Raw genomic sequence first — 26977 nt, 5'->3', positions numbered from 1 at the left:
GTGACGCCCCGGGTGTCAGCGCACGGCGTGACTGCCGGGTGCGTGCCCGACGGCGGTCACGACGCGCGCGGCCGCGGTGCCGGATACGACTCCGCAGGTTTTCCCGTTGAGGGTGAAGCTCTTCGGTGCGGGGTTGGCGCCGCTGTAGGCGGCGTTGAAACCGATCGTGGTGGAGGCGCCGGTGGGCAGGGCCGCGTTCCAGCCGGTGTCTTTGACGGTGACCGCCGCGGCGTTCTGCGACCAGGTGCCGTTCCAGCCCTGGGTGATCTGCTGGTTGCCGGTAAAGGAGAAGCCGAGCTGCCAGCCGTTGATCGGGGCGCCCTGGTTGGTGATCTTGATGTTTCCGGTGAAGCCGCTGTCCCAGTCGGTGCTCACGCTGTAGCCGACGGTGCAGCCGGTGGAGGGCGCGCTCGCGGTGGTCAGCGTCACCGGGGCCGACGCCGGCGAGCTGCGGCCGGCGGTGTCCTTGGCTACGACCCGGAAGGCGTAGGCGGTGCCCGGGCTCAGTCCGGTGATCGTGGCGGTGGTGGCCGGGGCGTTCACCGTGGCGATCGGGGCGGACCCGGCGGGGTCGCCGGAGAACACCTCGTAGGACGCTACCGGGGCGGACCCGGCGGTCGAGGCGGCCCAGGTCAGGGTGGCCCGGTCGGCGCCGACCGCGGAGGCCGCCGGGGTGCCGGGGGCGGAAGGCGGCGTGGTGCCGGTCGAACCGGCCGGGATGACGTACTCGGTGATCGAGTACGCCGGGAAGTTCCCGGTGAAGGCACCGCCCGACAGCGGCTGGTCGGCGGCGTGCTGAACCTTGGTCAGGTCGGTCTGGCCGTAGCGGTAGACCTGCGCGTTGGCGGGGAGGGCTGTGCGGCCGGTGACGGAGACGGGTGCGGTCAGGTCGCCGGTGGTCTTGTTGATCACCATGACCGTCGTCGCGTGGTCGGAGCTGCGCTCGGCCGCGTAGACCGAGAGCGTGTCCTGGTCGGCGCTGGCGGCCTTGACGGCGGTGTCGCCGAAGGTGCCGCCGCTGCCGTCGTAGTTGAGGAACATCCGGAAGGCGTAGGCACCGGGGTCGGTCGCCTTCGGCGGTGACCACAAGGTGGCCAGGTCCAGGCCCTCGCGTCCGAAGATGCCCAGGACGTCGGCCTGCGCCAGGGCGCCGTTGATGTGGTCCAGCGCACCCCAGTTGTACTCGGTGACGGCCAGCTTGGTACCCGGGTAGTTCTGGTCGACCAGCGAGCGCAATCGGGGGATGAACTGGATGGGCTGGTTGATCCAGCTCTCGTCGACGTAGGACGGGTCCCACAGCTGCCTGGTGGAGCGCAGCCGCAGCGCCTGGGTCGCGGCGTCACCGGCGCCGGCCAGCGCCACCCCCGTCTGCTGCGGGTAGATGTGCTCGTCGAAGTAGTCCAGGATCCGGCGGCCGTGGGCCTGGTCGTACGCCTTCATCTGCTGCAGGTACCAGGGGGCGAACTGCACACCGCCGTGCGCCGCCCGGTCCGGCGGGTCCGACCAGCAGCTGCCGCCCTGCTTGCTGCAGACGTCCTGGTCGAGGCCCGAGTAGATCAGGGAGTTGAAGCCCCAGCCGACCGGGCCGAGGGTCTGCGCGCCGGCGTCGGCGTCCTTGATGGCGGCGCCGGTGGCGTAGGTGCTGTCCCGTATCTCGTCGTAGCTCGCGCCGGTCGGGTGCACGTCCCGGTGGGTGGCATGCCATAGGTCGGGTTCGTTGTCGAGGTTGTAGAAGCGCACGCCGCCGTTGCCGGCCTTGCCGTGGGCGCCGTCGAGGTACTGCACCCAGCCCTTGGTGAAGTCCGCGCCGATGGGGATGCTGGTATCTGCCGGGTTGTTCCCGGTGATGTCGGTGCCGTCGGGCTTCTTGCCGTTGCCGCAGTCGGGCCGCCACTGGGCGTCGCTGCCCTGCTGGGGACCGTACTTGGCGATGCTGAAGCCGCAGGCGTCGTTGCGGGCCGCCGCCGTCCGGCCGATCAGCGGCACGGTGAGCACCGAGTCGCTGCCGGTCCTGCGGTTCTGTTCGACGAACTTGTCGGCCTCGGACCCGGCGGGCAGAGCCGCCGGGTCGTTGTTGTAGTGCAGGTTCTCGAAGTACCAGTCGGAACCCGCGTTGTAGGCGTCGAGTTTGTAGTTGTACCGCGTCGTGGCGTTGCCGCCCCAGCGGCTGAGCGGCAGGCGCAGTTCCTGGGCCAGCGCCTCGTCGGCGAAGTTCATGCCGTAGATGTGTGGATCGATGGCATGCCGTCCGGTGGTGGCGTCCACGCTGATCGCCGGACCCGCGGCGTCGGTGGCGGCGACCACGCGGGCGCGGGCGGCCTGGTCGGCTTCCGGCCGGGCCACGCCCGCTTGCGCGGGACCGGCCAGGCCGGCGCTGGTCACCAGCAGGGACAGCGTCGCGAGAGCGGCTCTCGGTGCTGTACGCATGGTCTCCTTCTCAACGGCCATGCGGTGCTCGCCCGTTGGCCGCACGGCGCACGTGGACGTGCGACGACGTACCCGGTGATGGCACCGAGCGGGAGCGAACACCGAACGGTCTGACGTGGGGGATGGCTCGCGGTGGTGCGGCGGTGCGGTCGTGCTTGGTCGTCGTGGCCCGGCGCGACAGCGAGGTGCGATGTGCACGCGCGGGCGCGCGGCTGTGTGATCACGGGCACCGGCAGTGGGAGCGCTCCCACTTCTCACCGGACGGGTCCGCCGATCCTCTTTTTTGCCGGACGGGAGCGGTACGAAGATCGATCGGCATGGATCCCGCGCGGCCCGCGGTCGAGCCGGGCCAGGTATGAACCACACCGATCCGAAACGTTTCTCATCACTGGGTGATGATTTCTGCTCCGGGACTCTAGGGTCGACTTATGAGGGGCGTCAAGAAGCCGTGCAGCCCGGGATGAGACGAGGTCGCGGACGAGGCTCTGTGCGGCGGGCGGCGGGAGGACGGCTCCGAAAAGTTCGGACCGGCGGCCGCAGACTTTGTCCATGAACACGACCGGCGAGGCTCGCTGTCCGGTGCCCCGGCCGCCGGACCGCTGATGCTCGCACAGATCGCCGAGCCGGCCGGGACCTCGATGGCCATGGTCTCCAAAGTCGTCAACGGGCGGACCGATGTCGCCACGCAGAGGGACGTCCAGGCGCCGGCGGGCGTCATGCCCTCGGCCAGCCCGGCGCCGTGGCCGCCGGTGGGGAAGACGTGGAGCTCCACCGGGATGTCCATGGAGGCCAGGCGCTGGGTCAGGGACAGGGCATGGTCAACCCCGACTATGTCGTCGTCCGCGCAGTGCCAGATGAAGGTCGGCGGCGTCTGCGGGACGGCGATCAACTCGATGGGGACCGCGCGGCGCTTCCTGGGGGTCGAGCCGGGGCCGATGAGCGGGTCTGTGCCCGATTCGCCGGCCGCGGGCCCGAAGCTGTGCCACGACGTCGCCGGGTAGCACAGCACCGCGAACGCGGGCCGCTCGTCGTCGGCCGTGTCCGGGCCGGCGGCGAGGTGGGCGGCGAGGTGGCCGCCCGCAGAGAAGCCGAGGACGCCGATGCGCGCCGGGTCGACCCCGAGCCCCGGCGCCTCCGCGCGCGCCCGCCGCATCGCCGCCCGCGCGGAGTTGAGCGGCGCGGGGTGCACGTCCTGCGGCCCCACCGGGTACTCCAGCACCCAGGCGGCGAACCCGAGTCGCCCCAGCCACTGCGCGGCGGGCTTCCCCTCGTGCGGAGCGAGGTAGGTGTAGCCGCCGCCCGGCATGACGATCACCGCCGGGGCGCCCGCAGCCGGGCGCGGCACGTCGCCCGGGAGCGGGTGAAACGTCAGTGCTGTCGAATCGTCACTCATCACCTGTCACCCGCCGCCCTACCTGCCAGGGCCCGCCGGCGGTCGAGCGGCTCCGCGAACGCCAGTGGTAAGAGGAGGAGTACGCGTGGGTCATTGCTTGACGCTTCCGGTGGCCAGGCCGCTCTGCCAGTACCGCTGGAGCAGGAGGAAGGCGACGACGAGCGGCACGATGGAGATCAGGGAGCCGGTGACGACGAGTGGGAGCATGTCGCTGCTGGCGCCCGCTCCGCCGTTCTGGGCCTGGGCTGCCCAGGACGCGAGGCCGACCGTGATGGGGTACAGGCGCGGGTCGTTGAGCATGATCAGCGGCAGGAAGTAGTTGTTCCAGGTGGCGACGAGGGTGAACAGCAGGACCGTCACCAGGCCCGGTGCCAGCAGCCGCAGGACGATCCGGAAGAAGATCCGCGCCTCGCCGGCCCCGTCGATGCGGGCGGCCTCCAGGAGGCTGTCCGAGACGGCGTCGGCCGCGTAGACGCGCATGAGGTAGAGGCCGAAGGGGTTGACGAGGGAGGGCAGGATGATGGCCCAGGGGGTGTTGACCAGGCCTGCCTTGGCGAACAGCAGATAGGTCGGGATCGCCAGTGCGGTAGCCGGGACCATGATGGCGCCGAGTACGAGATTGAAGGCGGCGCGGTCGCCGCGGAAGCGGAACTTGGCGAAGCCGTACCCGGCGGCCGCCGCGAGCATCGCCGCCCCGAGCGCGCTGACGGCGGCGTACACGATGGTGTTGAGCAGCCAGTGCACGAAGACACCGTCGTCCTGGGTGAAGGTCGCCCGGATGTTCGTCAGTAGCTGCGGGGCATGGGAAACCCACAGGCCGAAGGTGTTGAACAGGTCCTGGGTGTTCTTGGTTGAGGCGACCAGCAGCCAGAAGAGCGGCAGCAGGAAGTAGGCCAGGGCGGCCAGCATGGCGATCGTCAGCGGGGTGCTGCGGCGGCGCCGGGCCGAAGGCCTGCGCCGCTCCCGGTGTGCGGTGGGAGCACGGTCCGCCGGTGGGGCGATCGTGGCCGCAGGTGTTGTGGTCGTCATGCGGCCCTCCTTCGGTTCGAGATGAGCAGGATGGCGTACGAGGCGATCACGATGACCAGGCCCAGGAGGAAGGACACCGTGGCCGCGTAGTTGAGCTGCTGCCCGGTGAAGGCGAGGGAGTAGGCGTAAAGGTTCGCGGTGTAGGAACTGCTGATGACGTCCGGCGCGATACGCATCATCAGGCTCGGTTCGTTGAACAGCTGGAAGCTGCCGATCACGGAGAACAGCAGGACCAGCAGGAGCGTGGGCCGCAGCGCGGGCAACTTGATGGACCAGGCGGTCCGCCAGGCGCCTGCTCCGTCGACCGCGGCCGCCTCGTACAACTCCTGGGGAATGGTCCGCAGGGCCGCGTACAGGATGATCATGTTGTAGCCCACGAACTCCCAGGTCACGATGTTCGCGAGGCTGCCGAGCATCCAGCCGTCACTGAGGAAGTGCGGGGCCGGCAGGTCCAGCCTCCGGCTCAGCTGGGCGAAGGGACCGAAGTCGGGCCCGTACAGGTACCCCCACATGAGCGTGGCGACCACACCGGGCACGGCGTACGGCATGAAGATGCCGATCCGGATCGCGCGTGCCAGCCGCAGCAGGCCGCTGTCGAGCGCGAGGGCGAACAGCAGGGCCAGCAGCAGCATCAGCGGCACCTGGATCACGAAGAACTCCGCGACGCGCCCGACCCCGTGCAGAAGGAGCGGATCCTTCAGGGCGGTGACGTAGTTGCCGAGCCCGACGAAGGTCGTTCCGCCGACGAGACGTTGCTGGAAGAGGCTGAGGTAGGCGGCGTAGCCGAGCGGGGCGAGGAAGAGCGACAGGAACAGCACCAGGAACGGTGCGACGAACAGCGGTCCCGCGGCCCGGTGGCCGCGTCCGCCACCGGGCCGGCGCCGCGCCGGTCTTGCCCGCAGTGACTCGCGGGCGGGAGACACGGTCGATGGGGGTACCCCCTGTTCGAGCGCGGTCGAGAGCTTGGGGGAGGCCATCTCACGCTCCCTTGACGGTGAAGCCCTGGCTCTTGGCGTACTTCGTGATGCGCTGCTGCCAGCTGCCGAGGGCGGCGACGGTGTCGGACTTGCGGGCGAAGGACTTGCCGACGGTCTCGGTCCAGTCCGTGGCCACCTGGTCGAGGAACGGCGGCCACTGGAACGAGGGGGAGACCGTGTCGCTGACGTCGACGAACACCTGGGTGGCCTTCTGGCCTCCGTAGAAGGCGCTCGTGTCGCCAGTGACACTCGGGTCCGCGAGCAGGGCTTTGGCGGACGGGAAGAGGAACTGCTTGGTGGCGAACATCTTCGTGCTCGCCGGGTCGCTGTTGAGGAACTGGGCGAACAGCGCCGCGGCGATCGCGTTCTTGGTCGTCTTGATGACCGCGATACTCGAGCCGCCCCAGTTCCCCGCGCTCGGCTTGGAGGCGTCCCACTGCGGCAGTGGCGCCGCCCGCCACTTGCCCGCGGTGGCCTTGGCCGAACCCGCCAGGAAGCCCGCGCCCCAGGCGGCGGTGAGCCAGGTGGCGTACTTGCCCTTGTTGAACCCGGTGTACCAGGCGTCGGCGAAGTCCGGGTCGGTGCTGATGACCCCCTCCTGTGCAAGCCCGCCCCAGTAACCGGCGAGCTTCTTGGAGATCGCGTCGTCGACGCTGATCGAGACGGTGCTCTTGCCGGTGATCTCATACGGTTTGGCGCCTGCCTGCCACATCAGGCCGTGCCAGGCGGCGGGCTCGTTCGGCGCGAGGTTGGTCAGGTAGACGCTCGGGTCGGCCTTGTGGAGCTTGCGCGCCGCTGCCGCGAACTCGTCCCAGGTGCCCGGCACTTGGATGCCGTGCTTGTCGAAGATGTCCTTGCGGTACAGCATGCCCATCGGCCCGGTGTCCTGCGGCATCGCCCAGACCTGGCCGGCGGGTCCGCTGACCTGTGCCCAGGTCCAGTCGACGAACTTGTCCTTCAGCGCCGACGCGCCGTACGGACTCAGGTCCATCAGGCTGTTGGTGAGGGTGAACGTCGGGATCTCCTGGTACTCGATGTGCGCCACGTCCGGGGCGCCGGTGCCGGCATTGAGCGCGGTGCGCAGTTTCGTGTACTGGGCGACGCCCTGGCCGGCGTTGACGACCTTGACCTTGATGGCCGGGTACTTCTTCTCGAAGAGCGCGATTTCCTGGTCGATGTTCTGGGCCCAGGTCCAGAACGTCAGCTGGGTGGGCGTCTTCATCGCCTTGTCGATGTCGGCCTGGCTGACCGGCTTGGCGGAGGACGATCCGCCGGAGCTGCTGCCGCCGCAGGCGGACAGGGCGGCGCCGAGCGACACCGCGCCCGTCGCGGTGAGGAAGAGCCGACGGTTCATGGCGGACGCGGGAACGAATGATCCGGGCATGGTGAACTCCATTGATGGGCTGTGGGGCGGCACGTCTGATGAGGACGCGTCGCACGGCAGGGAAAGGCAGGGGAAGGCAGGAGAAGAACCGGCGAAGGGAAGGCGGGGCGCAAGGGTCGCTACCGCTGCATCGCGGTCGCCATGTTCTGGTGCACGTCGCGCGTGCTGTTGCCGGCGTGCGTCAAGAGCGCGCCGCACAGCGGGTGGTCCACGGTGGTGGAGGTTCAGAGGTGGTGGTGAGCCGAGGTGGTCTCATCCGCTCGGCCGCGAGCGTTGTGCCGCCCGGGCCGGTCAAAGGTGATCAGTTGGTGGTTGGTGGTCCGTCCGCTGACGGGGGGTGCGTGCGTCCCGTCGGGAAAGCGGAAGACCGCGCGCCGCCCGCGCCCGGGGGTCCTCCAGGACGCGGGGGTGCAGTCGAGCCTCGGACGACGAGTTCGACCGGTAGGTCGCTCGCCGGTGGCATCTGGGTGTCGGGCTTTTCGATGGCGTGAACGAGAAGCCTGAGTCCGTCTCTGGCTGCGGCGTCTAAAGGCTGGCGCACGGTGGTCAGGGGTGGGGTGACGTGGGCGAAAACGGGGTTGCCGTCGAAGCCGATGACGCTGACGTCGTGGGGCACGCGCCGACCGGCTTCCGTCAGGGCGTGGATCAACCCGATCGCCATGTCGTCGCCCGAGACGAAGACCGCGCTCACCTCGGGGTCGGCGGCCAGTTCGCGGCCCGCTCGGTAACCGGAGTCGGCCGACCAGTCGCCTTCGACGAGGGGCGGTTGATGCCTGCCCCGTGCCACCAGTGCTGCTCGCCATCCCTCGACACGGTCCATGGCGGCGTACCAGCGCAGCGGTCCGGCGAGGTGATGGACAGTCTGGTGTCCCAGATCGAGCAGGTGGTCCGTTGCGGCCCGCGCCAGCAGACCGGCGCCGACCCCTGCGATCACCGCTCGAGGGCCGCCGAAGGCCGGTGGTGCGCCGAGGAAGAGGACCGGCACGTCGACGCGGACGGACACCTCTCCTTCGACGACGGGCTCGGAGACGATGATGCCGTCCACGCCCTGCTCCAGGAGGGAATCCACGGCGCCGGCGATGTCGTCCGGTTCGCCGTCCAGTGTGTTGACCACTCGCAGTGCGTAACCGGAGTCCCGCACGGCTTTCTCAATGGCCACGAGCAGTGAGGCGGTTCCATACCCGGCCGTCCCGAGAGCGACCACACCGATGGAACGTGTTCGTCCGGAAGCCAGTGCGCGGGCCGCGTTGTTCAGCCGGTAGCCGAGTTCCTCGGCGGCTTCGATGACGCGTCGCCGTACGTCGTCGGAGACGTAGGGCTCGTTGTTGAGGACTCTCGACACGGTCTTGCGTGAGACGCCGGCCAGTTGGGCGACATCGGCACTGCGCGGCGCGGAGGGGCTCCCGCCCTGTCCTACCACTGGTGTCATGGTGTCTCCTCTGGCCGAACGCCGGAATTTCTCGAGGTCATCTGTATGACCGCGCGGTCATTGTTTACGCAGTCAGAGTTCGCGCGTCAAGGGTGTACACACAGTTTCTTTCAGCCTCGTGCCCTCAGGGAGAAGCCGGGGACTCAGACGTCAGGCGAAGCCCTACCGCCGACGCAAAACTGCCTCTGACCAGCACGTTCGCGCCTCCCAAGCGTCACTTGTGCGGTGCGCCCGGGCGGGCACGGGATCCGGCCATGGACCAATGGCGAAGTACGTACCTGAGATGCCATACCGCCGGGCCTGCGACGTCGTCGGCTCACACTGACCCCGAGAACATCCGAGCGCGAGACAGTGTCTTCTCCGCGCTCACCAACACCTGTGGGCTCGCCCGCCGAGCTGCCGCACAACCGCCCAGCCGACCTGGACGCCAGGCTCGCGGCTCTGCGCGACCGCCGAGTTGGCAGGCAGCGCACTGCGGCATCAGGCGCGCCGAAGCCGGCGGGAGTAACGAGTGGCGGGACAGTGTCTGGGAGCTTTGACGTGCCCTCGCGACAACCTCAGCGGCAGACAGTGGAATGCGTGAGCGCCCCCCAGGAAGAACCGGTCAGTGCGGCTCGCGGACGACCGCGATGCCTCCAGGGGAGACGGTGACCGTTCCGGAGACCGGCTTGCCGGTGAGTAGTTCTGTGCCTTCGGCGGGGATCTGGGCGCCGTTTCCGGTGTGGTCGATCAGGAACAGGTAGTCGGCGTCGGTGCCGCGGCGCCGGACTACCTCGACCCCGGCCGGTGCGTCGCGTTCCGGTTGGATTCCCGCGTCGTGGCGGATGCGGTCGATGAGAGCGGTCAGGGTGGTGGGGTCGGGCCTGGTGGCCAGGTACCAGGCGGTTCCGTTGGCGTGGTGGTGGCGGGTGACGGCCGGGACTCCGGCCAGGGGCCCTTCGGCGTACGAGGCGACGGCCTTTGCGCCGGCGAGCCGCAGACGTTCCGACCACAGGTCGGCCGTGGCGCCGGGCGGTACTTCGCCGGTGAGGCCGACCCTCTCGCCAGGCAGCAGCGGGAACAGTTCGTCGGTGCGCACACCGAGGACGTCTCGGAAGGCCCCGGGGTAGCCGCCGAGGCGGACGTGGCAGTTCTCGTCGACCGCGCCGCTGTGGAAGCCGACGGCCAGAGTGCCGCCGCGCTCGGTGAACGCCGCGAGGTTGGCCGCGCCCGCATCGTCCACCAGGTAGAGGGACGGGGCGAGGAGGAGCCGGTAGCGGTCCAGATCGGGGGCGTCCGGGCGTACGAAGTCAACTGCGACGCCTGCCCGCCACAGTGGCGCGTACCAGTCCCGTACGAGGTCCTGGAAGCGCGGTGCGCCGCTGGGCTGGGAGGGCTGTTCGAGGGCCCAGCGGGCGTCCCAGTCCCAGACGATGGCGGTGCGGGCGGGGCTGGTGCTGCCCCGTACTTCGGCAAGTGCCTTGAGATCGGTCCCCAGTTGTACGACGTCTTGCCAGATTTGGCTGTCGGTGCCGGCGTGCGGCAGCATCGCGGAGTGCCATTGCTCGGCGCCGGCTCTGGCGGCCCGCCACTGGAAGTAGGCGATGCCGTCGGCGCCGTGAGCGACGTGGGCGAGGGCGTTGCGGCGCATCTCGCCGGACTTCTTGGCGCGGTTGACGGGCTGCCAGTTGACGGCTCCGGTGGAGTGCTCCATCAGCAGCCAGGGGCGGCCGCCGGCCAGCGAGCGCACCAAGTCGCCGCTGAGCGCGATGTCGATCTCGGATTCCGGGTCGGTGGACATCAGGTAGTGGTCGTTGGAGACGATGTCCAGCTCGGGTGCCCAGCGCCAGTAGTCCAGAGCGTCGAAGTTGCGCATCACCATGAAGTTGGTGGTGGCGGGAATGTCCGGGGCGGCGCGGCGAAGGACCTCGCGCTCGGCGGTGCACAGCGACAGCAGTTCGTCGGAGCAGAAGCGCCGCCAGTCGAGGCCGTGGGCGGGGTTGGGGTCGGCGCCGGTGGCGCGGGGCGGCAGGACCTCCTCCCAGGAGTAGTACCACTGGCTCCAGAAGGTGGTGCCCCAGGCGTGGTTGAGAGCGTCGATGTCGTCGGCGTAGCGGGCGCGCAGCCAGGTACGGAAGGCCGCGGCGCTGATGTCGCAGTAGCAGGCGGCGTTGTGGCAGCCGTACTCGTTGTGCACGTGCCACATGGCAAGGGCCGGGTGGTCGGCATACCGCTCGGCCAGGGCGCCCGCGATCCGCAGGGCGGCCTTGCGGTAGGCGGGGCTGGACGGGCAGAAGGTCTGGCGGCTGCCGTACGAGAGCGTGCGGCCGTCCCGGTCCACCGGCAGCGCCTCCGGGTACGCCTGGAAGAACCAGGCGGGCGGAGCGGCGGTGGGAGTGGCGAGATCGGCGGCGATGCCGTTCTCCTGGAGCATGGCGAGGATCTTGTCCATGCGGGTGAAGTCGTAGACACCCTCCGCGGGTTCGAGCAGTGCCCAGGAGAAGATCCCGACGCTGACCATGGTCACGCCCGCCTCGCGCATCAGGCGCATGTCCTCGGCCCAGACCTCCTCGGGCCACTGCTCCGGGTTGTAGTCCCCGCCATAGGCGATGCCTGGCAGGCGGAGGTGGTGCTTGCTGCTCACTGGTCGTGCTCCGAAGGGTGTGGGTGTACGGGGGTGGAGTTGGCGGTACGGGGGCTCAGCCCTTGTTGGCGCCGAGCGTGAGGCCCCTCACGAACTGGCGCTGGACGAAGTACTCGATCACGTGGGGATCGCGGTGAGCAGGGCGCCGGCGGGCGCATTTTGACTCCTGTCAGGGCAGTCGTCCTCGGGCAATGGCGGTCGGCCCTGAGGGTGATGAGGGGAAGCGGCCGTCGAGGCGACCGCAATCAAACGCGATCAAACAATTGTGATCGGCGGATGCCAGGAAGAGTGAACGCGCCGGGGAGCCGCTGTCAAGCCCTCCCGTCGGCCCACATGGAATGGGAAGAAGTGCTGTGACATCTCTTGACGTGCGTCCTGCGGATGCGTAGACATGACCGCGCGGTCAGACCGCGTGGTCACAAAGCTTCCTTGTTCGACGCAGGCATACGGCCATCAGGAGACGTGATGACACCAGAGGTGGGGCGGAATGTGGACTCGCCTGCGCCGCGCAGTGCGGACGTGGCCCGCCTGGCCGGAGTCTCGCGCAAGACGGTGTCACGGGTCCTCAACAACGAGCCGTATGTCTCCGAAGAGGCCCGCACAAGAGTCCTCGCGGCCGCTGAGGAACTCGGCTACCGGCTGAACCAGGCGGCCAGGACACTGGCCTCCGGGCGTACCGGCTCCATCGGTGTGGTCGCCCTGGGCACCGCCGGGTACGGAACCGCTTCCCTGCTCGTGCACATCGAGCGGGCCGTGCGCGACGCGGGCTACGCGCTCCGCGTGGTCAACACACCGGACGGCGACCCGAAGGGTATCGCCGGCGCCGTGGAGTCGCTGCTCGAGCAGGGGGTGGACGGCGTCGTCGTCTCGGAACCCATCGTGGAAGGGGACGTCGGCGTCCGCGTCGACGTCCCGGTCCTCTTCCTGGGGGCACCGCCGGCCTTCACCGCCACCCGCACAGTGACCATGGATGTGGGCGCCCACGCACTGGCTCGGGCTGCCACCGAGCATCTGCTGGATCTGGGACACCCGACCGTTCATCACCTCGCCGGACCGCGGCGCTGGTACGCCACCAAGGACCGCATCGAAGGATGGCGGGCGGCACTCGCGGCGCGGGGCGCGCACGAGCCGCCGGTGCTCAACGGCGACTGGTCGGCCGCCTCCGGCCATGCCGTGGGCCGATCGCTGGCCTCGGACAGGTCGGTTACCGCCATCTTCGCGGCGGGCGACGAGATGGCCATCGGCCTCATCCACGCCCTGCGGGAAGCCGGACGTCGCGTGCCGGAGGACATCAGCGTCGTCGGCTTCGACGGCAACCCCGTCTTCGCCTACGTCTCTCCTCCCCTGACCACTGTGCGCCAGCCCTTCGAGGCCGCGGCCCGGGAAGGCATCCGCCTTCTCGTGCACGCCATCGAGAGGCCGGGCACGGACCTGCCGCCTGCGAGCGCGCCGCCGGTAGAACTCGTCGTGCGCTCGTCGACCGCGCCCCCGCCGGCCATCCGCCACTGAGGGACGCACCGCATCATCGGAGCACCACCACGGCTCCGGGTCATCCACCTCGGTGAGGTGCGCAGAGGCCTTCTGTGAGGAAGCCGGGCACCAACCGGCGCAACCGCAGGCCATCCGCTCGTGCGCCGGCACCGATCCCTGCCACCAACACGGCCGTCAGCAAGCCTGCCGGCCCCTCTCCCGGACCGTCCACCGGCTACGCCCCAACCGGTCGACGCTGCTCCCCCTGCCACCCGCCGCTTCACGCTGAGCCGATCCCCTGAGCGGCGGGCAATTCACAGCACCTCGTTCCCTCAGCTTGGAGCCGCACATGTCCCCCACGCAGACAGGCGCCAGACACCGCGCCGCTCCGCGTTCCCACCCCGTCCCCCTCATGCTTCTGCTGCTGGCCCTGGTCGCAGCCGTCGGCGGGATCGTCCTTCCCGCCGCGGGCGAGGCGCACGCCATCTCGCGCCCGTCGCAGACCCTGTACACCCCGCCGTCCGGCGCGCCCTCGCCCGGGTCGCTCTACCCCAGGGGCCTGCGTCTGCAGCACAGCGGCTCGTCCAACGGCACGATCCTCGCCACGTTCGAGCAGTACACGTCGGGCACCCCCGTCTTCCCGATCTACCGCAGCACCGACAACGGCAACAGCTGGACCAAGGTCTCCGACGTCGTCGACACCCAGAACGGCTGGGGCATGCGCTGGGAACCGGAGCTGTACGAACTGCCCACCGCGATCGGCAACTACCCGGCCGGGACCATCATGGCCGCGGGTGCCTCCGTCCCCAGCGACCGATCCGCGATCAGGATCGACATGTACGCCAGCACCGACCACGGTGTGACCTGGAGCTTCGTCAGCAACATCGCCACCGGCGGCGAGGCGCAGAGCAGTAACGGCCACACTCCCGTATGGGAACCGTTCCTGCTGGTCTCCGGCAACAAGCTGATCGCCTACTACTCCGACCAGCGCGACCCCGCCCACGGCCAGAAGGTCGTACACCAGGTCACCACGGACGGCGTCAACTGGGGCCCGGTCGTCGACGACGCCGCGGTGCCCGAGTACAGCAGCCGCCCCGGCATGCCGACCGTCGCGAAACTCCCCAACGGCAAGTACGTCATGACGTACGAGTACGGCGGTGCGCCCGAGGGCGACTTCGCGGTGTACTACAAGATCTCCTCCGACCCGGAGGCGTTCGGGTCCGCCGCCGCCATCCCGCTGAAGGCGACCGACGGGACCGTCCCCACCAGCTCGCCCTACATCACCTGGCTGCCCACCGGCGGCGCCAACGGCACCCTGGTGGTCAGCGCCCACAGCAGCGACGACCTTTTCCTGAACACGCAGAACGGAGCTGCCAACACCTGGACGCACATCGGCTCCCAGGTCCCCGGCGGATACAGCCGCGGGATGGTCCCGCTGCCGGACGGCCACAGCCTGCTGGTGCTCAGCGGCGGCCGGCTCACCAGCACCGGCCTCAACCCCGTCACCTACGGCACCATCGACCTGGGCGGCGGCATCTCCGACGGCGCCACCTACACCGCGTCCAACGCGGGCAGCAACCTCAAGCTCACCATCGTGGGCGGCACCACCACCAACGGCACCAACGCCACCCAGCAGAACGCCGACAACGCGAGCGACCAGAAGTGGCGGTTCGTCCAGCAGACGTCCGGCTACTTCAAAATCTTCAACGTGGCCAGCGGCAAGGTCCTGGGCGTCGCCAACCAGTCCACCGCCAACGGCGCCAACGTCCTGCAGTGGGACGACAACGGCACCCTCGACCACGAGTGGGCCGTCGCCCCCAGCCCGGCAGGTGGCTTCACCTTCCTCAACCGGCTCACCGGCAAGTACCTCGAGATCCCCAACGCCTCCACCACCGTGGGCACCGCCGCCGGGCAATGGGTCAACACCAGCTGCGCCTGCCAGCGATGGAACCTCACCCAGACCGCCCTGCCGAACCTGTCCAGCGGCCAGTACTTCCTGGTCAACAAGAACAGCGGCAAGTACCTGGAGATCCCGGGCGCCTCCACCACCGTGGGCACGGCCACCGACCAGTGGCAGGTCTCCGCCTCCGCCTGCCAACTGTGGACCTTCCAGTCCCAGAGTGGCGGGGCGTGGACCGTGAAGAACGTCAACAGCGGCCTGAACCTGGACATCAGCAACGCTTCGACTTCGCCGGGCGCGGCCGTCGTCCAGAACACGTCCTCCACCGCCAGCTCCCAGAAGTGGACCCTGACGGACGCGGGCGGCGGCTACTACAAACTCGTCAACGCGGGCAGCGGCCTGGTGGCCGGCGTCGCCCAGTCCTCCACCACGAACGGCGCATCCGTCATCCAGTGGAACAACGTCACCGTCGACGACCAACTCTGGAACATCGTCCGGGTCAACTGACACGCTAAGAATCCTCCGCCCATCCCAGTGCGCCCACCCCTTGCTGCGAGGGGCGGGCGCCCGTTGCTGAACCGATGGAGGTCCGGACACGCGGGAGTGTGACTGCTTCGCCCACAAGTACGGCAATGCCGTGGACAATCCGAGCGGCGGGCACTGCTATCCGACCGACATGAGGGACGCGGAGTGGGCCGCGGTCCGCGAAATGATCCCGGTACCGGCGTGGGCCGAGGGTCGGGGCGGCCGGCCGGAGGAGTACTGCCACCGGGACATACTCGATGCGATCCGGTACGTGGTGGACAACGGCGTGAAGTGGCCCGCGCTGCCTGCCGATTACCCGCCGTGGAAGGCGGTGCACCGGTTCTTCACCCGCTGGCGGAAGCAGGGGCTGACCGGCGAGTTCCACGACCGGCTCCGCGCCGCGACCCGCGAAGCCGAGGGCCGGGATGCGGAGGCGACGGCAGGGGTGATCGACTCGCAGTCCGCGAAAGGCACGTCCACCGTCGAGGCCGCGACCAGCGGCTACGACGGCGGGAAGAAGATCAAGGGCCGTAAGCGGCACATCGTGGTGGACACCCTCGGCCTGATCCTGGCGGTCATGGTCACCCCCGCCTCGACGGGGGACCGGGACGCCGCCCAGGACCTCCTGGCCCAGGCCGCCACACGGCATCACCGGCTCAGGCGCGTGTGGGCGGACAGCGGATACACCGGCATGCTGGTGGGCTGGTGCGCGACCGCCTTGAACCTGATATTGACCGTCATCCGCCGCAGCGACGGCCACAAAGGCTTCGTCGTGCTGCCCAAGCGTTGGATCGTCGAGCGGACCTTCGCCTGGCTCACCCGCTCCCGGCGCCTCGCGCGCGACTACGCGCGGCTGCCCGCGTCGTCGGAGGCAACCGCTTGATGATCGCGTCGTACACCTCCAGGCGCCGCTCCGACTCCACATCGAGGTCGATGTCCGGCAGCGACGTACGGCGCTCGCTCAGGAACCGCTCGAACAGCGCCTTCGTAGCGGATGCGGCCGTGGAGGAGGCCGCGCTCGATCAGGGTGTGCCAGCCGTGCCCGGGCCGGGGTCAGGTGATGGCCCCGGCCTTCGTCTTGTCGTGGCGTCTGCCCGTCGGTTCCGGCCGTGACTGTCTCAAGCCGTCAACGCGTACCGAACAGCCTCACGAGTGAGTGAATATCGCTAGATAAGGTGTTACTAGAGTCAAGTGAATGGGTGAATTCTGGTATCGTGATGGTTAGTTGAGTGCCGTAGGAGGGTGAGTGAGTCAGCCGCACGAAGAGGTCGTGGTGAACGCGACCGAGGCACGGAATGATCTCTTCGCCCTGGTGAAGCGCGCCGAGCGGGAAGGGCGTACCGCGCTGATCCACAAGCATCGGGAGCGTGTGCTGCTGGCGCCGCTGGACCGGCTTCCGGCAGCCCGGAAGGCCGATGCGTTCCCGTCCCACGCGCTGAGTGCGGCGCAGAAGGACTTCGGTGACCTCATCACGCTGGCCGCCCAGGGGCAGCCGCAGGTGCTCCGGCGGGGCCGTACCCCGGTCGCGGTGCTGCTTCCCGTCGACGCCACGTCAGGCGCTCCCTCGTCCGACACGGCCGCGCACCCTGGCGCGGTGACCGCAGGAGGTGCGGTGAACAGCCCAACCGATCAGGACAGCGGCAGCGCACCGCGCAGGCTCGCCACGCTGGGCGACGCCATCGGTGCCGTGCTCGCCTCCGGTCCCATCGCCGGCCCCACCTTCGGGCTGCCCGGCCTGGACGCCGCGACCGGCGGACTGCAGTCCGGGCGGCTCACGCTGGTGGCGGCCGCCCCGAACGTCGGCGGAAGCCTGCTGGGTCTGGCTGCCGCGCGGCAGACCGCCCTCGTTGACAATCACCGGGTCCTGTACGCGGCGTCGGGGCCGAACCAGGCCGACATCATGCGCCGGATCATCTCCGCGCAGACCGGGGGCGACTACCCGCGCCTGAAGCAGGGCCGCCTCACCGAGCACGAGCAGCAAGTGGCCCGGGAGTTGGTCCAGGCGCCGCTACTGATCGACGACGGCAGCGAACTGACCGCCGAGGCGATCGCAGAGACCGCCCCGTACGTCCAGGACTTGGCCCTGGTGGTCGTGGACCGGCTCCAGGCCGCCCACAACCCCCGCCTCCCCCTCTCCGGCGACCGTCTCCCGGGCGCCTCCCAAATCCTGGCCTCCCTCGCGCGCACCCTGCACGTGCCGGTCCTCGCCATCGTGGACAGCACCGACCCCACGCTCCTGGGCCTGCTGGACGCCGACGTCCTGCTGACGCTCACGCCGACCGAGGATCCCTCCACGGTCCAGGTGACGGTCGCGGAGCGGGACTTCGGCGCGATCGGCTCGGCATACCTGCGTCCCGATCTGCTGCACGCCCGCTTCCTTGACGCCACAACTGCCCCCGCTGCCCGTGCAGACGGCGAAGGACCCGCGCAGGGGAGTGTGGGCAGTGCCGTGGAGCGGGAGTTGGCCGAGGCCGCGCTGCCCTACACCTCGGGCGCCCGGCAGGGGCTGCCGGCCTCCGTCACGCATGTGCTGGCCGCCCTGCGCACCGTGCTGGCAGGCGGCGACCAGGAAGCCCTTGCCGACCTCGGACCGTCCCTGGCCCAGGCGGCTGCGGCCCCGCAGCAACTGCCGGATACCGCCGAGGGGCGCTGCCTCGCCGCCGCGCTGAACGCCTAAAACACCGCCGTTTCCGCCAACACCCCCGGACAGCCCGCCGCTGTCCAGTCCGCCGCGGACAGCGGACACGTCCCGGGCGACGAAGACGATGCAGAAGCAGAAGAGGAACTTCAGCCGGGGGACGAGGAGGACGAGCCGGAAGGCGCGCCCTTCCCCGCGCTGAAACTCCTCAAGGACGCGGTCGGCCGCTCAAAGATGCACCCGATCAAGGTCATCCGCCTCGAGGAGCGGGAGAGCGGACCATGGCCGCTGATCACCGAGCACATGGACGGCGAACCGCGCTGGGTCCACCCCGACGTCACCAGCACCCGCGTGCCCTTCATCCGGGACAACGGCAAGCGGGTCCGGCGCGACCAGCTCGATGTGCCCGACTCGTTCGGCGAGGGCGTGCTGTGCCTGATCGACCGCAACGGCAGCTACCCCTCCGCGTGTTCGGCCGTTCCTCTCGCGCCGAACACGCTGCTGCACACCGGACCCCTTGAGGCATTCGACAAGGCCAGCGCCGGTATCTACCTCATCGACATCCCCCACTGGACCCGCACGGACATGCCACACCCGCTCGGGCAGATCATCGACCGGCCCGACGAGCAGGGCCGAGTGTGGGTCACCACCCCGCACATCAAGCAGCTGGAAAAGCTCGTCCGCGAACGCCACCTCGCCGCGATGCCGGCCATCCACGACTCCTGGACCGGGAAGGCCAACGAGTCCCTGTTCAAGCCCTTCTACACCGCGGCCCGCCAGGCGCGCATCGAACTCGTCCAGGCCGGCGGCGACCCGTACAAGGCGTACAAGACCCGGCTGTCGATCGCGCTGCGTCTGCTGTGGCCCAAGCGCAAGGAACAGAAGTCCCCGTTCTGGCGGCCGGACTGGCGCATGAGCATGGTCGCCGAGGCCTCCGTCCGCCACTGGACCGTCGCCTTCAAGGCCGTCCAGGAAGGCCACACGCTCATCGCCCTGCGCAACGTCGACGCGGCCCTCTTCTGGACGCCGCCCGGCACGCCCCCGGACACGTACCGGATCGGGACCGGATTCGGCGAGGTCAAGGCCAAGTTCATCCAGCCCGGCGAGGTCATCCCCGAGGGTGACGACTGATGGCCGGTCCCACCGGCCACGGAGGATCCCTGGGCGCCGCCCTCAACGACCTCCTGCGCTCCCAGGTCACTCCCCGACACCGGCTGTCGTCCTACAACGCCAAGCACTGGCACGCCCAGCTCAGTCAGCTCACCGGAACCCACCGCGGCTACAGGCCCTGGAAGAGGCCGGACTCGACGTGACTGCCAAGACCCTTCTCAACTGGCTGTCCGACCCCGAGTACAACGTCCGCCGCAGCTACCGCGACCTCATCCACACCGCCTACGAGAACGTCGCCATCGTCCCCGCCGACCGGATCCCCGACCACGTCAAGAACGGCCAGTACGAGATCAGCGGCTACGTCACCACCGGCCGCGACCGGCGCGAGCGCGGAACACGCGCCGCCGCGCCCCTGCGGATCGACGGCCGCCAAGGTGACTGGGACGCCATCGAGGAACTCTGGATGGCCGGCGAGCTCACCGACGACGACTTCGAGGACCACTTCATCGACGACGTCATCGTGCAGGACATCGGCGAAGGCACCGACGGATGGACGTTCGACGGAAGCAACTACTCCGTTGAACTCAGGTAGCCGCACACACGAAGCAGCCGAACGTCCGGCGGGAGCCGCAGGCTGTTCGGTGCCTGCCCAACCACGGGCGCCCACGCTGCCCTCGCCTTTCACCACGAGCGCGGGTACCGGGTCGTGTTCGGCGCGGACGTCACGGCCACCGACGACGAATCCCGCCAGGAACCCGAACTCGCGGTACTCCGCAAGGGCTTCGCGCTGGTGCTGACGGCTGAGGAGATCACGGATCGGCTGGCCGGACCGGATCGAGCGCCAGTGGACAGCTATACAGCCCAGGCCGGCGGACCCAGCCGGGGCTGGGCCAGTGAAGGCAGCGGCCGATGAAGTCCAGCGCTCGGCGCCTTCTTCGTGTCGCACCGGTGTCCGCGGTCGCAGCCGGTCTGATCGCGGTGCTGGTCGGGCTCACCAGTTCCGCGGCGATCGTGTTCGCCGCGGCGCGGGCGGCAGGAGCCGGCGACGCGGAACTCGCCCAGTTCTTCGGCAAGCACCTGGGGCTGTAGCACCCCCCGGCGGCTGGCCTGCTCATGGCGCGGGTCGGCCGCACCCGGGCTGCCCGCGACAACCACACTTCGACGGGCGGCCACGAAACGAAGACCCGACACGCGACATCACACAGCAGAGGGCAGCACTCCGACCACACTGAACGTCGGAAGCACCGCGATCCCCGCCGCCCTGAACAACACGCTCACCGCCCAGCGTTTCCAAGGACAGACTGTCCTTCACCGCTTGCTGCGAGAGAAGGCGGGCAAGCCGCCGTACCGGGAGATGGCCGCGAAGGCGTGCTACTCGGCGCCGGCCCGGCGAGTGGGAGTGCCGCTGGCGAGAGGCGGACGCGGAGGTCCTGGTGCCCTCGGCCGAGGAGCGGGCGCCGACCTGGCCGAGAACACTTCCCTGCTGGCCCGGCCGGGCACCGCCAGAAGGGAGCGCGCCGGTGCCCTGATGTCCTTCGTACAGGCCGTCGCCGAGGCGGCCCGCTCCGACCCGGTCTTCGAGAACATCCGGGACGACAACAATGACCATGGAAAATGCTCACAGACTCACCGGTCTGGAGACCGGTCGACTCCAGGCAGCGGCGCGGGCCCTGGGCGTACCTGACATGTCGTCACCCGTTGTCGCCCCTGCTCCCCTCTCCTGCGCTGGATCCGTGCTGGGAATGCGACGGGATCCCGTGCTGACCCGTGGGCCGCAGTTCCTGAAGCGCGCGTCCGGCAGCCCTCTCTACGGGGCCGGTGCCGGGGTGCCGCATCCTCCTCTTTTCCCCGATCAGCGTTGACTCTCGGGTGGTTCCTATTCCGTCCCCGCCATGGCCGGCGATGTCCGTTTCGGTAGCGGCAGCCCGGTCACGGCGTTCGCGAGGTCGGCAACAGGGTCCCCCTGTTTCTCCCGGTCCTGGCGCCAGACGGCCAGGGTCGTCAGTTCCAGGTGGGCACCGTCGATGGGCAGGCAGAGCACCTTCTCGTCCGCGAAAATGCGCTGGACGACGCCGCTTTCGTCGTTCGCCATGACGGTGAAGGCGTGTCCTGTGGAGACGACATGGGGGAGGCCGACGGGGCTCTCGACGGTCAGCCGCTGGTGCACTCCGGCGTCGTGGAGGAGGCCGTCGACGTGTCTCAGCAGCGCCGGGGAGTCCTTCTGCCCGTACATGGCGAAGGTCAGCTGGGCCAGCTCCTCCAGACGGACCGACGCGCGTCCGTCGAACGCGGACCCGGCCGCGACGACGATCCCGAGCGGGCGGCGGCTGACCGGGTGGGTACTCAGGCCCGGCTCCACGACCGGGCCGCAGACCAGGGCCAGGTCCACTTCCCCGGCGTGCACCGAGTTCAGGAGATAGCGGGAGGCCCCTGGACGGATGTCGATCCTCAGGTCAGGGGCCGCGGCGTCCACGGCGTCCAGGACCCTGGTGCGTACGGCGCCGGGTATCTCCCCGCCGATGCCCACCGTGGCGGTGCGGGACGGACCGTGCACCGCGGACGCCAGGGCTGCCGGGAGGGCGTCGAAACGGGCGATGATGTCCCGGGCGAGCGGCAGCAGCGCCTCACCGGCCGGCGTGAGGCACGTGGTGCGGTGGTCACGGAGGAACAGTTGCTGCCCGAGTTCCTTCTCCAGGTCCTGGATCCGCCGGCTCAGCGGTGAACTCGACATGTTCAGGCGCTGTGCCGCGCGAGTGAAGTTGAGTTCCTCGGCCACGGCGATGAAGTAGCGCAGGTGCCACACGTCCACCGCTGCACCGTACCTGGTGCGTCCGTCGCGGTCGCACTCACGTCCGCCGATCGGACGTGGACCGGTACCGGGCCCGACCCTAGCGTGAGCAGTGACGTCGAACGGCTGCGTCGAGCTCCCGGCCCGGCCGTCGGCACGAGACCGGCCGACGCGGCACGCGCCGTGGCACACCACCCACCTGAGAGCCGTGGACACCACCCACCTGAGAAAGGGGCACCCCCATGCCTCCTGCCGGATCGTCTCCTGCCGGATCTGCGACACCCACCCTCACCGAGAAGCTGGAGTCCGCACTGGCGCATCCGGCGACCGGCGGCGTGTTCAACGTGCACGCGGAGCTGGAGGGCCGGTGTCGGCCTGAGCGCCGAGGACTCGGGCGGCGCCGTGACCTTCCGAGGCGCCGACCCCATCCTGCCCAGCCCGGTGCGCTGGGGTGCCGCCTGCGGCATTCCGCTGGCCGCGCGGGCCGTCGTCCTGGCCCAACTGTGGCAGCTGCGCGGTGGGCGGCCGCAGGACATCGAGGTCGACCTGCGGCTCGACCCGCGCCGTATGGCCGCCTTCGCCGAGAACCGCTGGCTGAAGCTCAACGGAGTGGCGAACGCGGGTGGGCTGAACGGCTTCGAGGCGCTGTGTGGCGGCTTCCCCGAGACCGCCGACGGTCGGCACATGCTGCTGTCGAACCCCTACCGGGGTCTCGCGATCGCCACGACCAAACTGCTGAACTGCCCGCTCGACGCGCACGCTGTGTCAGCCGCCGTGTCCAACTGGAAGGGCCGCGATCTGGAGGAGGCCGCGGCGGAGACGGGCGCGGTCATCGCCATGGTGCGCAGCACCGAGGAGATGATGCGCGAGGCGCACTACACCGAGCACCTCGCCGACACCCCGCTGATCGAGATCACCAAGATCGGCGACAGCGCCCCCGAGCCACTGCCGTACGGCGGCACGCAGCCGCTGGACGGCATCCGCGCCCTGGGCATGGCCGGTGCCCTGGCGGGGCCCAGCGCCGGCCGCGCCCTCGCGCTGCACGGCGCCGATGTGCTCAACATCTGGCGCCCGCACCAGACGGAGGTCGAGAACTGGTACATCGACGGCCAGATCGGTGTGCGCTCCACGATCCTGGACCCGAAGCAGACCGAGGACGCGGCGCGGATCCGCACGCTGCTGTCCGGCGCCGACGTCTTCTACGCCAACCGCTGCCCGGGCTACCTGGAGAGCATCGGGCTCTGCGCGCAGGACGCCGCCGAGGTGCGTCCCGGCATCATCCACGCCACTGTCTCCGCCTACGGCCGCACGGGTCCCTGGTCCCAGCGGCCCGGGTTCGACGTCGCCGCCGGTGCCGTGGTCGGCATCTACGACCGGGAGGGCGAGGACGGGCGGCCCGCGTACACCCCGATCAGCATCATCGACGACAACATGACGGCCTGGCTCCTGGCCGTCGGCATCACCGCCGCCCTGGTACGCCGTGCCCGCGAGGGCGGCAGCTACCGGGTCCACGTCTCACTGACCCGCACGGCGCTCTGGATGCAGAGCCTGGGTCTGTTCGACAAGCGGTACGCGCGGCAGAGGGCCGGCAGCAACGCGGACCACACCTTCCTCAACCCCGAACTCTTCACCGCCGACACCCCGCTCGGCCGCTACCAGGGCGTGGCCGACCCGATGCGGATGAGTGAGACCCCCGGGGCGTACCGCCACATCCTGCTCCCGCGCGGCGCCTGCCGCCCCGAGTGGCTGCCGACGCTCGGCTGACCGGTCGTTCCGCCACCCGACTCGCCACCCTCCAGGAGACACATCACCATGTCAGAACAGCTCGTGACGCCCAAAATCCAGCTTCTCCCGGTCGAGCACTGGACCCCCGAGGTCCGCGACGTCTGGGCGGCGGACAGCTTGAAGACCCACGACGGCGGACTGCCTCCTCAGATGGAGGGCCTGCCGGACACGCCCAACCTGACGAAGGTCTTCGCGCACCATCCGGAGCTGGCCGTCGCGTTCTATCCGATCGCCCGCATGGTCAACGAAGGAAGGCTTCCGCACCGGGACCGTGAACTGGCGATACTGCGCACGGCGCTGCGCTGCGAGTCGGTGTACGAGTGGTCCCATCATTACGAGATGGCGCAGACCGTGGGACTCACGGAGGCCGAGGTGCTCCGCACCGCCGAGGACCCGGCCGACGCCGACTGGACCGCTCACGAGGCCGCGCTGCTCACCGCCGTCGACGAGATCTGCGACCGTACCGTCATCAGCGACACCACCTGGCGGCGGCTCCGGCGGACGTACGACACGCCCCAGTTGCTGGAGCTGCCGGCACTGGTGGGTACCTATCGCCTGCTGGCCTCGGTGCTCAACACCTCGGGCGCCCCGCTCGACGAGTGGCGGACCGAACGCGCGCTCCCGGTCGTCTCCGTCTCGGTGAACGGGGGCGTGCCGGCATGAGCGCGCCTTTCAGGACCGCGGCCGTGATCGGCGCGGGCACCATCGGGCTGTCCTGGACGGCGCTGTTCGCCGCACACGGCCTTCAGGTGTGGGTGTCCGACCCCCGGCCCGACCTCGCGGTGGCGGTGCGTGAGGCACTGACCGCCGCCCTTCCCGCCCTGACCGCGCAAGGCCTGGCCACGGAGGGTATCCAGGAAAGGGTGCATCTGGCCGGGGACGTGGCCGAGGCCGTCCGGGAGGCCGACGTCATCCAGGAGAACGGCCCGGAGAGCGTGGAGTTCAAGGCCGGCATCGCCGCCCTGGCGCTGTCCGAGGCGCCGAGCCACGCGATCCTCCTCAGCTCCACGTCGCAGATTCCCGCCGGGGTGTTCGCCAGGAATCTCGAACACGCCGACCGGGTCCTGGTCGCCCACCCGCTCAATCCGCCGTACGGCATGCCACTGGTGGAGGTGGTGCCCGGTGAGCGCACGTCGCGGGAGACGGTGGACCGGGCCGTCGAGTTCTACCGGTTCGTCGGCCGCACTCCGGTGGTCGAGCACAAGGAGGTACGGGGCTTCGTCGCCACCGAACTGCAGAACGTGCTCGCGAATCGCGCTGCCGAACTCGTGCTGGACGGGGTGGTCTCACCGGACGAGCTCGATCTGATCGTCCGTTCCTCGCTCGGCCTGCGCTGGTCCGCTCTCGGTCCGTTCCTCGGCCTTCACCTCGGCGGCGGACCGGCCGGCTACCGCGGCCTCGTCGCACTCGCCGCGCCCGGCGTACCGGACGAGGAGCGCCCGGTCATGCTCCGCGAGAAGGTAGTCCAGCTCGTGGAGGACACCTACGGGCTCTCCCGGTACGGAGACTTCACCACAGCTCGGGACGACAGGCAGCGGGCGGTCCTCGACGCGCTCGCCGAACTGCCGCTGCCCGAACCCTGCAACAGCTGACTGCAACAACCCACTGGCACAACTGAGAGGAAGCGGTCAATGGACCTGCAACTGGACGGCCGCCGAGCCGTCGTCACCGGAGGCAGCCGGGGCATCGGCTTCGCCGTGGCCCGTGCTCTGGCAGCCGAAGGCGCGGACGTGGCTCTCGTCGCGAGGAACGGTGAGGCGCTGGAGAAGGCGGTGGCGCAGCTCGCCGCCGACAGCAGGGGCCGCGTGATCGCCGTGGCCGCGGACACCGGGGACGACACGTCGGTGACGGAGATGGCCCGCAGTGTCGTCGAACAGCTGGGCGGCGTCGACATCCTCGTCAACGCGGCTGCCCGGCCCAATTCCGGCGCCATCGCCGAAGACGACTTCGAAACGGAGATCAACGTCAAGGTCCGGGGATATCTGCGCACCGTCCGCGCCTTCGCCCCGCTGATGCGGGAACAGGGCTGGGGCCGCGTCATCAACATCGGCGGGGTCGCCGCACGCCAGACCGGCTCGGTGGTCGGGTCGGTCCGCAACATCGCGGTGGCGGCCATGAGCAAGAACCTCGCCGACGAACTCGGCCCTCACGGGGTGAACGTGGTCGTCGTACATCCGGGTCCGACCCGCACCGAGGCGTTTGAGCAGCACGTTCAGACGCTGGCCCGGGCCCGGGGCGTCTCCGTCGAGGAAGCCGAGCGGCTGGCGGCGTCGACGGTCTCGATCGGCCGCATGGTGAGCGCCGAGGAGGTCGCGGACGTCGTGGCCTTTCTGGCCAGCCCCCGCAGCGTCGCCCTCAACGGCGACCCGGTCGTCGCCAGCGGAGGAATGCGCGGACCCATCCACTACTGACGGGCCGCGCCCATCGCCTCAGTCCTCCCTGTGGAGGAGGACGGAAGGGAAGCGAGGAGCCGGGATCGGCGCGGTGCACCTGCGCGGGAACCGGCCCCGTAGGTGAGCGGTCCCCTCGCGGGACGGCGAAGAAGTGGTCAGCATGAGCGCCTTCGGGCGGTGGACGAGCCGGGCGGCGGGTCGAGCAGCCGCCGGGCAGCCTCCAGTCCGTCCAGCTCGGCATGCGGACGTCCATGAGAGCACTACGTCGGTATGGGTGGCGCGGCAGACCTCGATGCCGAGACGGCGTGCGGGCCCTCCTACGACGTCGATGTCGCTCTGCGCGGACAGCAGCGCGGCGAAGCCCGAGCGCACCATGTCACGGTCGTCGACGATGGCCACGTGGATCGTCATGTCCACCTGTCCTCTTCAGTACGTCGGTCAGCCGGCGGAGCCGGATTGATCGGAGTGCGCCGCCGACAAGGGACGGTGACCCGGGCGTACCTCCACTTCCTCGGGGGAGAGGGTGGTGGCTGCCCGTACCTTGTCGTCGATCGCGCCGTAGGGATGAGGTTGGTGAGGACCGGGTGGTTCCAGGAGTGGTTGGCGATCTCGTGGCTGGAAAGAGCAGCGTTGTCGTCTCGCCGGTCTGAAGGCGGGCGCCGACGGCTGTCTGCTCCAACCTTTTCACGGTCCCCGAACTGCTCGCTCGCCTGCCTGCGTTGCGGTGCCGGGCCGCGCTTTCGCCGCGGACCCAGGGGGACATACCGGCCGGCGGCCCGCTGGAGACCGCCTCCCTGTGCATCGGCCCGGACGCTCGCCGTGCCTGGTGGGCCGACGAGGAACTGCAGCTGTCGAGGACCGAGTTCGATCTGCTGGAGCTGATGGTGCGACGAGGGGATCGTGCCGGCTCACTCGACGGTCTCCAGCCGGATATGGGGCTACGACTGCGGGCCGCACACCAACAATCTGGCGTGCTGCGCCGGCTGTCTGCGGCGCAAGCTCGCCGACGCCGGCGCGCCCGACCTGATCCACACGGTGCGTCGTGGGCTACCGGGATTCATTCGCAGTGCATCGGGCTTCAGGACTCTGCTGGGAAAGGCGTGATT

At 69.7% G+C, this 26977-nt stretch carries 23 protein-coding genes and 3 pseudogenes; 15 read left to right on the top strand and 11 right to left on the bottom strand.

Going from position 1 to position 26977, the window contains the following annotated elements; translation table 11 throughout:
• Positions 1-15 precede the first annotated feature (15 nt).
• The 8 genes and pseudogenes from ACFYO2_RS39270 to ACFYO2_RS39235 all read right to left on the bottom strand — a co-directional run.
• Positions 16-2427: a glycoside hydrolase family 44 protein gene (locus ACFYO2_RS39270; protein WP_388359369.1), complete on the bottom strand. Its 2412-nt coding sequence runs from the start codon at positions 2425-2427 to the stop codon at positions 16-18.
• A 415-nt stretch (positions 2428-2842) separates the two neighbouring features.
• Positions 2843-3820 carry an alpha/beta hydrolase gene (locus ACFYO2_RS39265; RefSeq protein ID WP_388359366.1) on the bottom strand — a complete coding sequence of 326 codons (978 nt, stop codon included), beginning with the start codon at positions 3818-3820 and terminating at the stop codon, positions 2843-2845.
• A gap of 90 nt (positions 3821-3910) precedes the next feature.
• The gene (locus ACFYO2_RS39260) at positions 3911-4849 is read right to left on the bottom strand and encodes a carbohydrate ABC transporter permease (protein WP_388359363.1); all 939 of its coding nucleotides are present in this window, start codon (positions 4847-4849) and stop codon (positions 3911-3913) included.
• Positions 4846-5826: a carbohydrate ABC transporter permease gene (locus ACFYO2_RS39255; protein ID WP_388359361.1), complete on the bottom strand. Its 981-nt coding sequence runs from the start codon at positions 5824-5826 to the stop codon at positions 4846-4848. Before ACFYO2_RS39255 ends, ACFYO2_RS39260 begins: the two co-directional genes overlap by 4 nt.
• A gap of 1 nt (position 5827) precedes the next feature.
• The gene (locus ACFYO2_RS39250; RefSeq protein ID WP_388359358.1) at positions 5828-7210 is read right to left on the bottom strand and encodes an ABC transporter substrate-binding protein; all 1383 of its coding nucleotides are present in this window, start codon (positions 7208-7210) and stop codon (positions 5828-5830) included.
• Between the two features lie 301 nt (positions 7211-7511).
• On the bottom strand, positions 7512-8639 hold the full coding sequence (locus ACFYO2_RS39245; RefSeq protein WP_388359356.1) for a LacI family DNA-binding transcriptional regulator: 1128 nt from the start codon (positions 8637-8639) through the stop codon (positions 7512-7514).
• A 604-nt stretch (positions 8640-9243) separates the two neighbouring features.
• A complete protein-coding gene (locus tag ACFYO2_RS39240; protein ID WP_388359353.1) occupies positions 9244-11262 on the bottom strand; it encodes a beta-galactosidase in 2019 nt (672 codons plus the stop codon).
• A 55-nt stretch (positions 11263-11317) separates the two neighbouring features.
• Positions 11318-11412 (bottom strand): annotated as a pseudogene (locus ACFYO2_RS39235) (carbohydrate ABC transporter permease); the annotation flags it as partial.
• A gap of 315 nt (positions 11413-11727) precedes the next feature.
• Between ACFYO2_RS39235 and ACFYO2_RS39230 the strand changes: the two are divergent.
• From ACFYO2_RS39230 to ACFYO2_RS39220, 3 genes are all read left to right on the top strand, one after another.
• Positions 11728-12771 carry a LacI family DNA-binding transcriptional regulator gene (locus ACFYO2_RS39230; RefSeq protein ID WP_388359350.1) on the top strand — a complete coding sequence of 348 codons (1044 nt, stop codon included), beginning with the start codon at positions 11728-11730 and terminating at the stop codon, positions 12769-12771.
• A gap of 310 nt (positions 12772-13081) precedes the next feature.
• Complete coding sequence (locus ACFYO2_RS39225; RefSeq protein WP_388359347.1) at positions 13082-15139, top strand: RICIN domain-containing protein; 2058 nt, start codon at positions 13082-13084, stop codon at positions 15137-15139.
• 130 nt (positions 15140-15269) lie between these two features.
• Positions 15270-16040: an IS5 family transposase gene (locus tag ACFYO2_RS39220; protein WP_388359344.1), complete on the top strand. Its 771-nt coding sequence runs from the start codon at positions 15270-15272 to the stop codon at positions 16038-16040.
• On the opposite strand, the pseudogene ACFYO2_RS39215 reads toward ACFYO2_RS39220, so the two are convergent.
• A pseudogene (locus tag ACFYO2_RS39215) lies at positions 15976-16143 on the bottom strand (hypothetical protein); the annotation flags it as partial. The gene ACFYO2_RS39220 and the pseudogene ACFYO2_RS39215 overlap by 65 nt on opposite strands.
• Positions 16144-16403: 260 nt before the next feature.
• Between ACFYO2_RS39215 and ACFYO2_RS39210 the strand changes: the two are divergent.
• The 7 genes from ACFYO2_RS39210 to ACFYO2_RS39180 all read left to right on the top strand — a co-directional run bounded on the left by ACFYO2_RS39210 (position 16404) and on the right by ACFYO2_RS39180 (position 20589).
• Positions 16404-17834, top strand: coding sequence for a DnaB-like helicase C-terminal domain-containing protein (locus tag ACFYO2_RS39210; protein ID WP_388359342.1), 1431 nt, complete (start codon positions 16404-16406; stop codon positions 17832-17834).
• A gap of 195 nt (positions 17835-18029) precedes the next feature.
• Positions 18030-18926, top strand: coding sequence for a hypothetical protein (locus tag ACFYO2_RS39205; RefSeq protein ID WP_388359341.1), 897 nt, complete (start codon positions 18030-18032; stop codon positions 18924-18926).
• Complete coding sequence (locus ACFYO2_RS39200) at positions 18926-19108, top strand: hypothetical protein (protein ID WP_388359338.1); 183 nt, start codon at positions 18926-18928, stop codon at positions 19106-19108. The genes ACFYO2_RS39205 and ACFYO2_RS39200 overlap by 1 nt, the downstream gene beginning before the upstream one ends.
• Positions 19105-19497 carry a hypothetical protein gene (locus ACFYO2_RS39195; RefSeq protein ID WP_388359337.1) on the top strand — a complete coding sequence of 131 codons (393 nt, stop codon included), beginning with the start codon at positions 19105-19107 and terminating at the stop codon, positions 19495-19497. The genes ACFYO2_RS39200 and ACFYO2_RS39195 overlap by 4 nt, the downstream gene beginning before the upstream one ends.
• A 114-nt stretch (positions 19498-19611) precedes the next feature.
• Positions 19612-19818 carry a hypothetical protein gene (locus ACFYO2_RS39190; RefSeq protein ID WP_388359334.1) on the top strand — a complete coding sequence of 69 codons (207 nt, stop codon included), beginning with the start codon at positions 19612-19614 and terminating at the stop codon, positions 19816-19818.
• Between the two features lie 35 nt (positions 19819-19853).
• Positions 19854-19994 (top strand): hypothetical protein, encoded by a 141-nt coding sequence (locus ACFYO2_RS39185; protein WP_388359331.1) that lies wholly within the window; start codon positions 19854-19856, stop codon positions 19992-19994.
• 226 nt (positions 19995-20220) lie between these two features.
• Positions 20221-20589 carry a hypothetical protein gene (locus ACFYO2_RS39180; RefSeq protein ID WP_388359329.1) on the top strand — a complete coding sequence of 123 codons (369 nt, stop codon included), beginning with the start codon at positions 20221-20223 and terminating at the stop codon, positions 20587-20589.
• Positions 20590-20781: 192 nt separating this feature from the next.
• Here ACFYO2_RS39180 and ACFYO2_RS39175 read toward each other — a convergent pair whose 3' ends face one another.
• Positions 20782-21714: a LysR substrate-binding domain-containing protein gene (locus ACFYO2_RS39175; protein ID WP_388359326.1), complete on the bottom strand. Its 933-nt coding sequence runs from the start codon at positions 21712-21714 to the stop codon at positions 20782-20784.
• A gap of 381 nt (positions 21715-22095) precedes the next feature.
• Here ACFYO2_RS39175 and ACFYO2_RS39170 point away from each other — a divergent pair, with 381 nt between their 5' ends.
• From ACFYO2_RS39170 to ACFYO2_RS39155, 4 genes are read left to right on the top strand one after another with little or no spacing between them, the layout of a single operon-like run.
• Positions 22096-23457: a CoA transferase gene (locus ACFYO2_RS39170; protein WP_388359323.1), complete on the top strand. Its 1362-nt coding sequence runs from the start codon at positions 22096-22098 to the stop codon at positions 23455-23457.
• Positions 23458-23505: 48 nt separating this feature from the next.
• A complete protein-coding gene (locus ACFYO2_RS39165) occupies positions 23506-24141 on the top strand; it encodes a carboxymuconolactone decarboxylase family protein (RefSeq protein WP_388359321.1) in 636 nt (211 codons plus the stop codon).
• The gene (locus ACFYO2_RS39160; protein ID WP_388359319.1) at positions 24138-25070 is read left to right on the top strand and encodes a 3-hydroxyacyl-CoA dehydrogenase NAD-binding domain-containing protein; all 933 of its coding nucleotides are present in this window, start codon (positions 24138-24140) and stop codon (positions 25068-25070) included. Before ACFYO2_RS39165 ends, ACFYO2_RS39160 begins: the two co-directional genes overlap by 4 nt.
• A gap of 39 nt (positions 25071-25109) precedes the next feature.
• On the top strand, positions 25110-25889 hold the full coding sequence (locus ACFYO2_RS39155) for an SDR family NAD(P)-dependent oxidoreductase (RefSeq protein ID WP_388359316.1): 780 nt from the start codon (positions 25110-25112) through the stop codon (positions 25887-25889).
• Positions 25890-26021: 132 nt separating this feature from the next.
• Here ACFYO2_RS39155 and ACFYO2_RS39150 read toward each other — a convergent pair.
• Positions 26022-26282, bottom strand: a pseudogene (locus tag ACFYO2_RS39150) (response regulator transcription factor); the annotation flags it as partial.
• A gap of 489 nt (positions 26283-26771) precedes the next feature.
• Here ACFYO2_RS39150 and ACFYO2_RS39145 point away from each other — a divergent pair.
• Positions 26772-26975, top strand: a complete 204-nt coding sequence (locus ACFYO2_RS39145; RefSeq protein ID WP_388359313.1) for a helix-turn-helix domain-containing protein — start codon at positions 26772-26774, stop codon at positions 26973-26975.
• Positions 26976-26977 lie beyond the last annotated feature (2 nt).

It is taken from the genome of Streptomyces sp. NPDC006602 (genome assembly GCF_042870385.1).
Lineage (GTDB): Bacteria > Actinomycetota > Actinomycetes > Streptomycetales > Streptomycetaceae > Streptomyces.
This window is presented reverse-complemented; position numbering and strand designations above follow the sequence as displayed.

What these genes read in the sequence shown, in the direction of transcription:
- ACFYO2_RS39260 (WP_388359363.1), bottom strand. Translation starts at nt 4,849, where the DNA reads ATGACGACCACAACACCTGCGGCCACGATCGCCCCACCGGCGGACCGT.
- ACFYO2_RS39255 (WP_388359361.1), bottom strand. Translation starts at nt 5,826, where the DNA reads ATGGCCTCCCCCAAGCTCTCGACCGCGCTCGAACAGGGGGTACCCCCA.
- ACFYO2_RS39250 (WP_388359358.1), bottom strand. Translation starts at nt 7,210, where the DNA reads ATGCCCGGATCATTCGTTCCCGCGTCCGCCATGAACCGTCGGCTCTTC.
- ACFYO2_RS39200 (WP_388359338.1), top strand. Translation starts at nt 18,926, where the DNA reads ATGGCCGGTCCCACCGGCCACGGAGGATCCCTGGGCGCCGCCCTCAAC.
- ACFYO2_RS39225 (WP_388359347.1), top strand. Translation starts at nt 13,082, where the DNA reads ATGTCCCCCACGCAGACAGGCGCCAGACACCGCGCCGCTCCGCGTTCC.
- ACFYO2_RS39160 (WP_388359319.1), top strand. Translation starts at nt 24,138, where the DNA reads ATGAGCGCGCCTTTCAGGACCGCGGCCGTGATCGGCGCGGGCACCATC.
- ACFYO2_RS39245 (WP_388359356.1), bottom strand. Translation starts at nt 8,639, where the DNA reads ATGACACCAGTGGTAGGACAGGGCGGGAGCCCCTCCGCGCCGCGCAGT.
- ACFYO2_RS39205 (WP_388359341.1), top strand. Translation starts at nt 18,030, where the DNA reads ATGCACCCGATCAAGGTCATCCGCCTCGAGGAGCGGGAGAGCGGACCA.
- ACFYO2_RS39265 (WP_388359366.1), bottom strand. Translation starts at nt 3,820, where the DNA reads ATGAGTGACGATTCGACAGCACTGACGTTTCACCCGCTCCCGGGCGAC.
- ACFYO2_RS39270 (WP_388359369.1), bottom strand. Translation starts at nt 2,427, where the DNA reads ATGCGTACAGCACCGAGAGCCGCTCTCGCGACGCTGTCCCTGCTGGTG.
- ACFYO2_RS39230 (WP_388359350.1), top strand. Translation starts at nt 11,728, where the DNA reads ATGACACCAGAGGTGGGGCGGAATGTGGACTCGCCTGCGCCGCGCAGT.
- ACFYO2_RS39165 (WP_388359321.1), top strand. Translation starts at nt 23,506, where the DNA reads ATGTCAGAACAGCTCGTGACGCCCAAAATCCAGCTTCTCCCGGTCGAG.
- ACFYO2_RS39155 (WP_388359316.1), top strand. Translation starts at nt 25,110, where the DNA reads ATGGACCTGCAACTGGACGGCCGCCGAGCCGTCGTCACCGGAGGCAGC.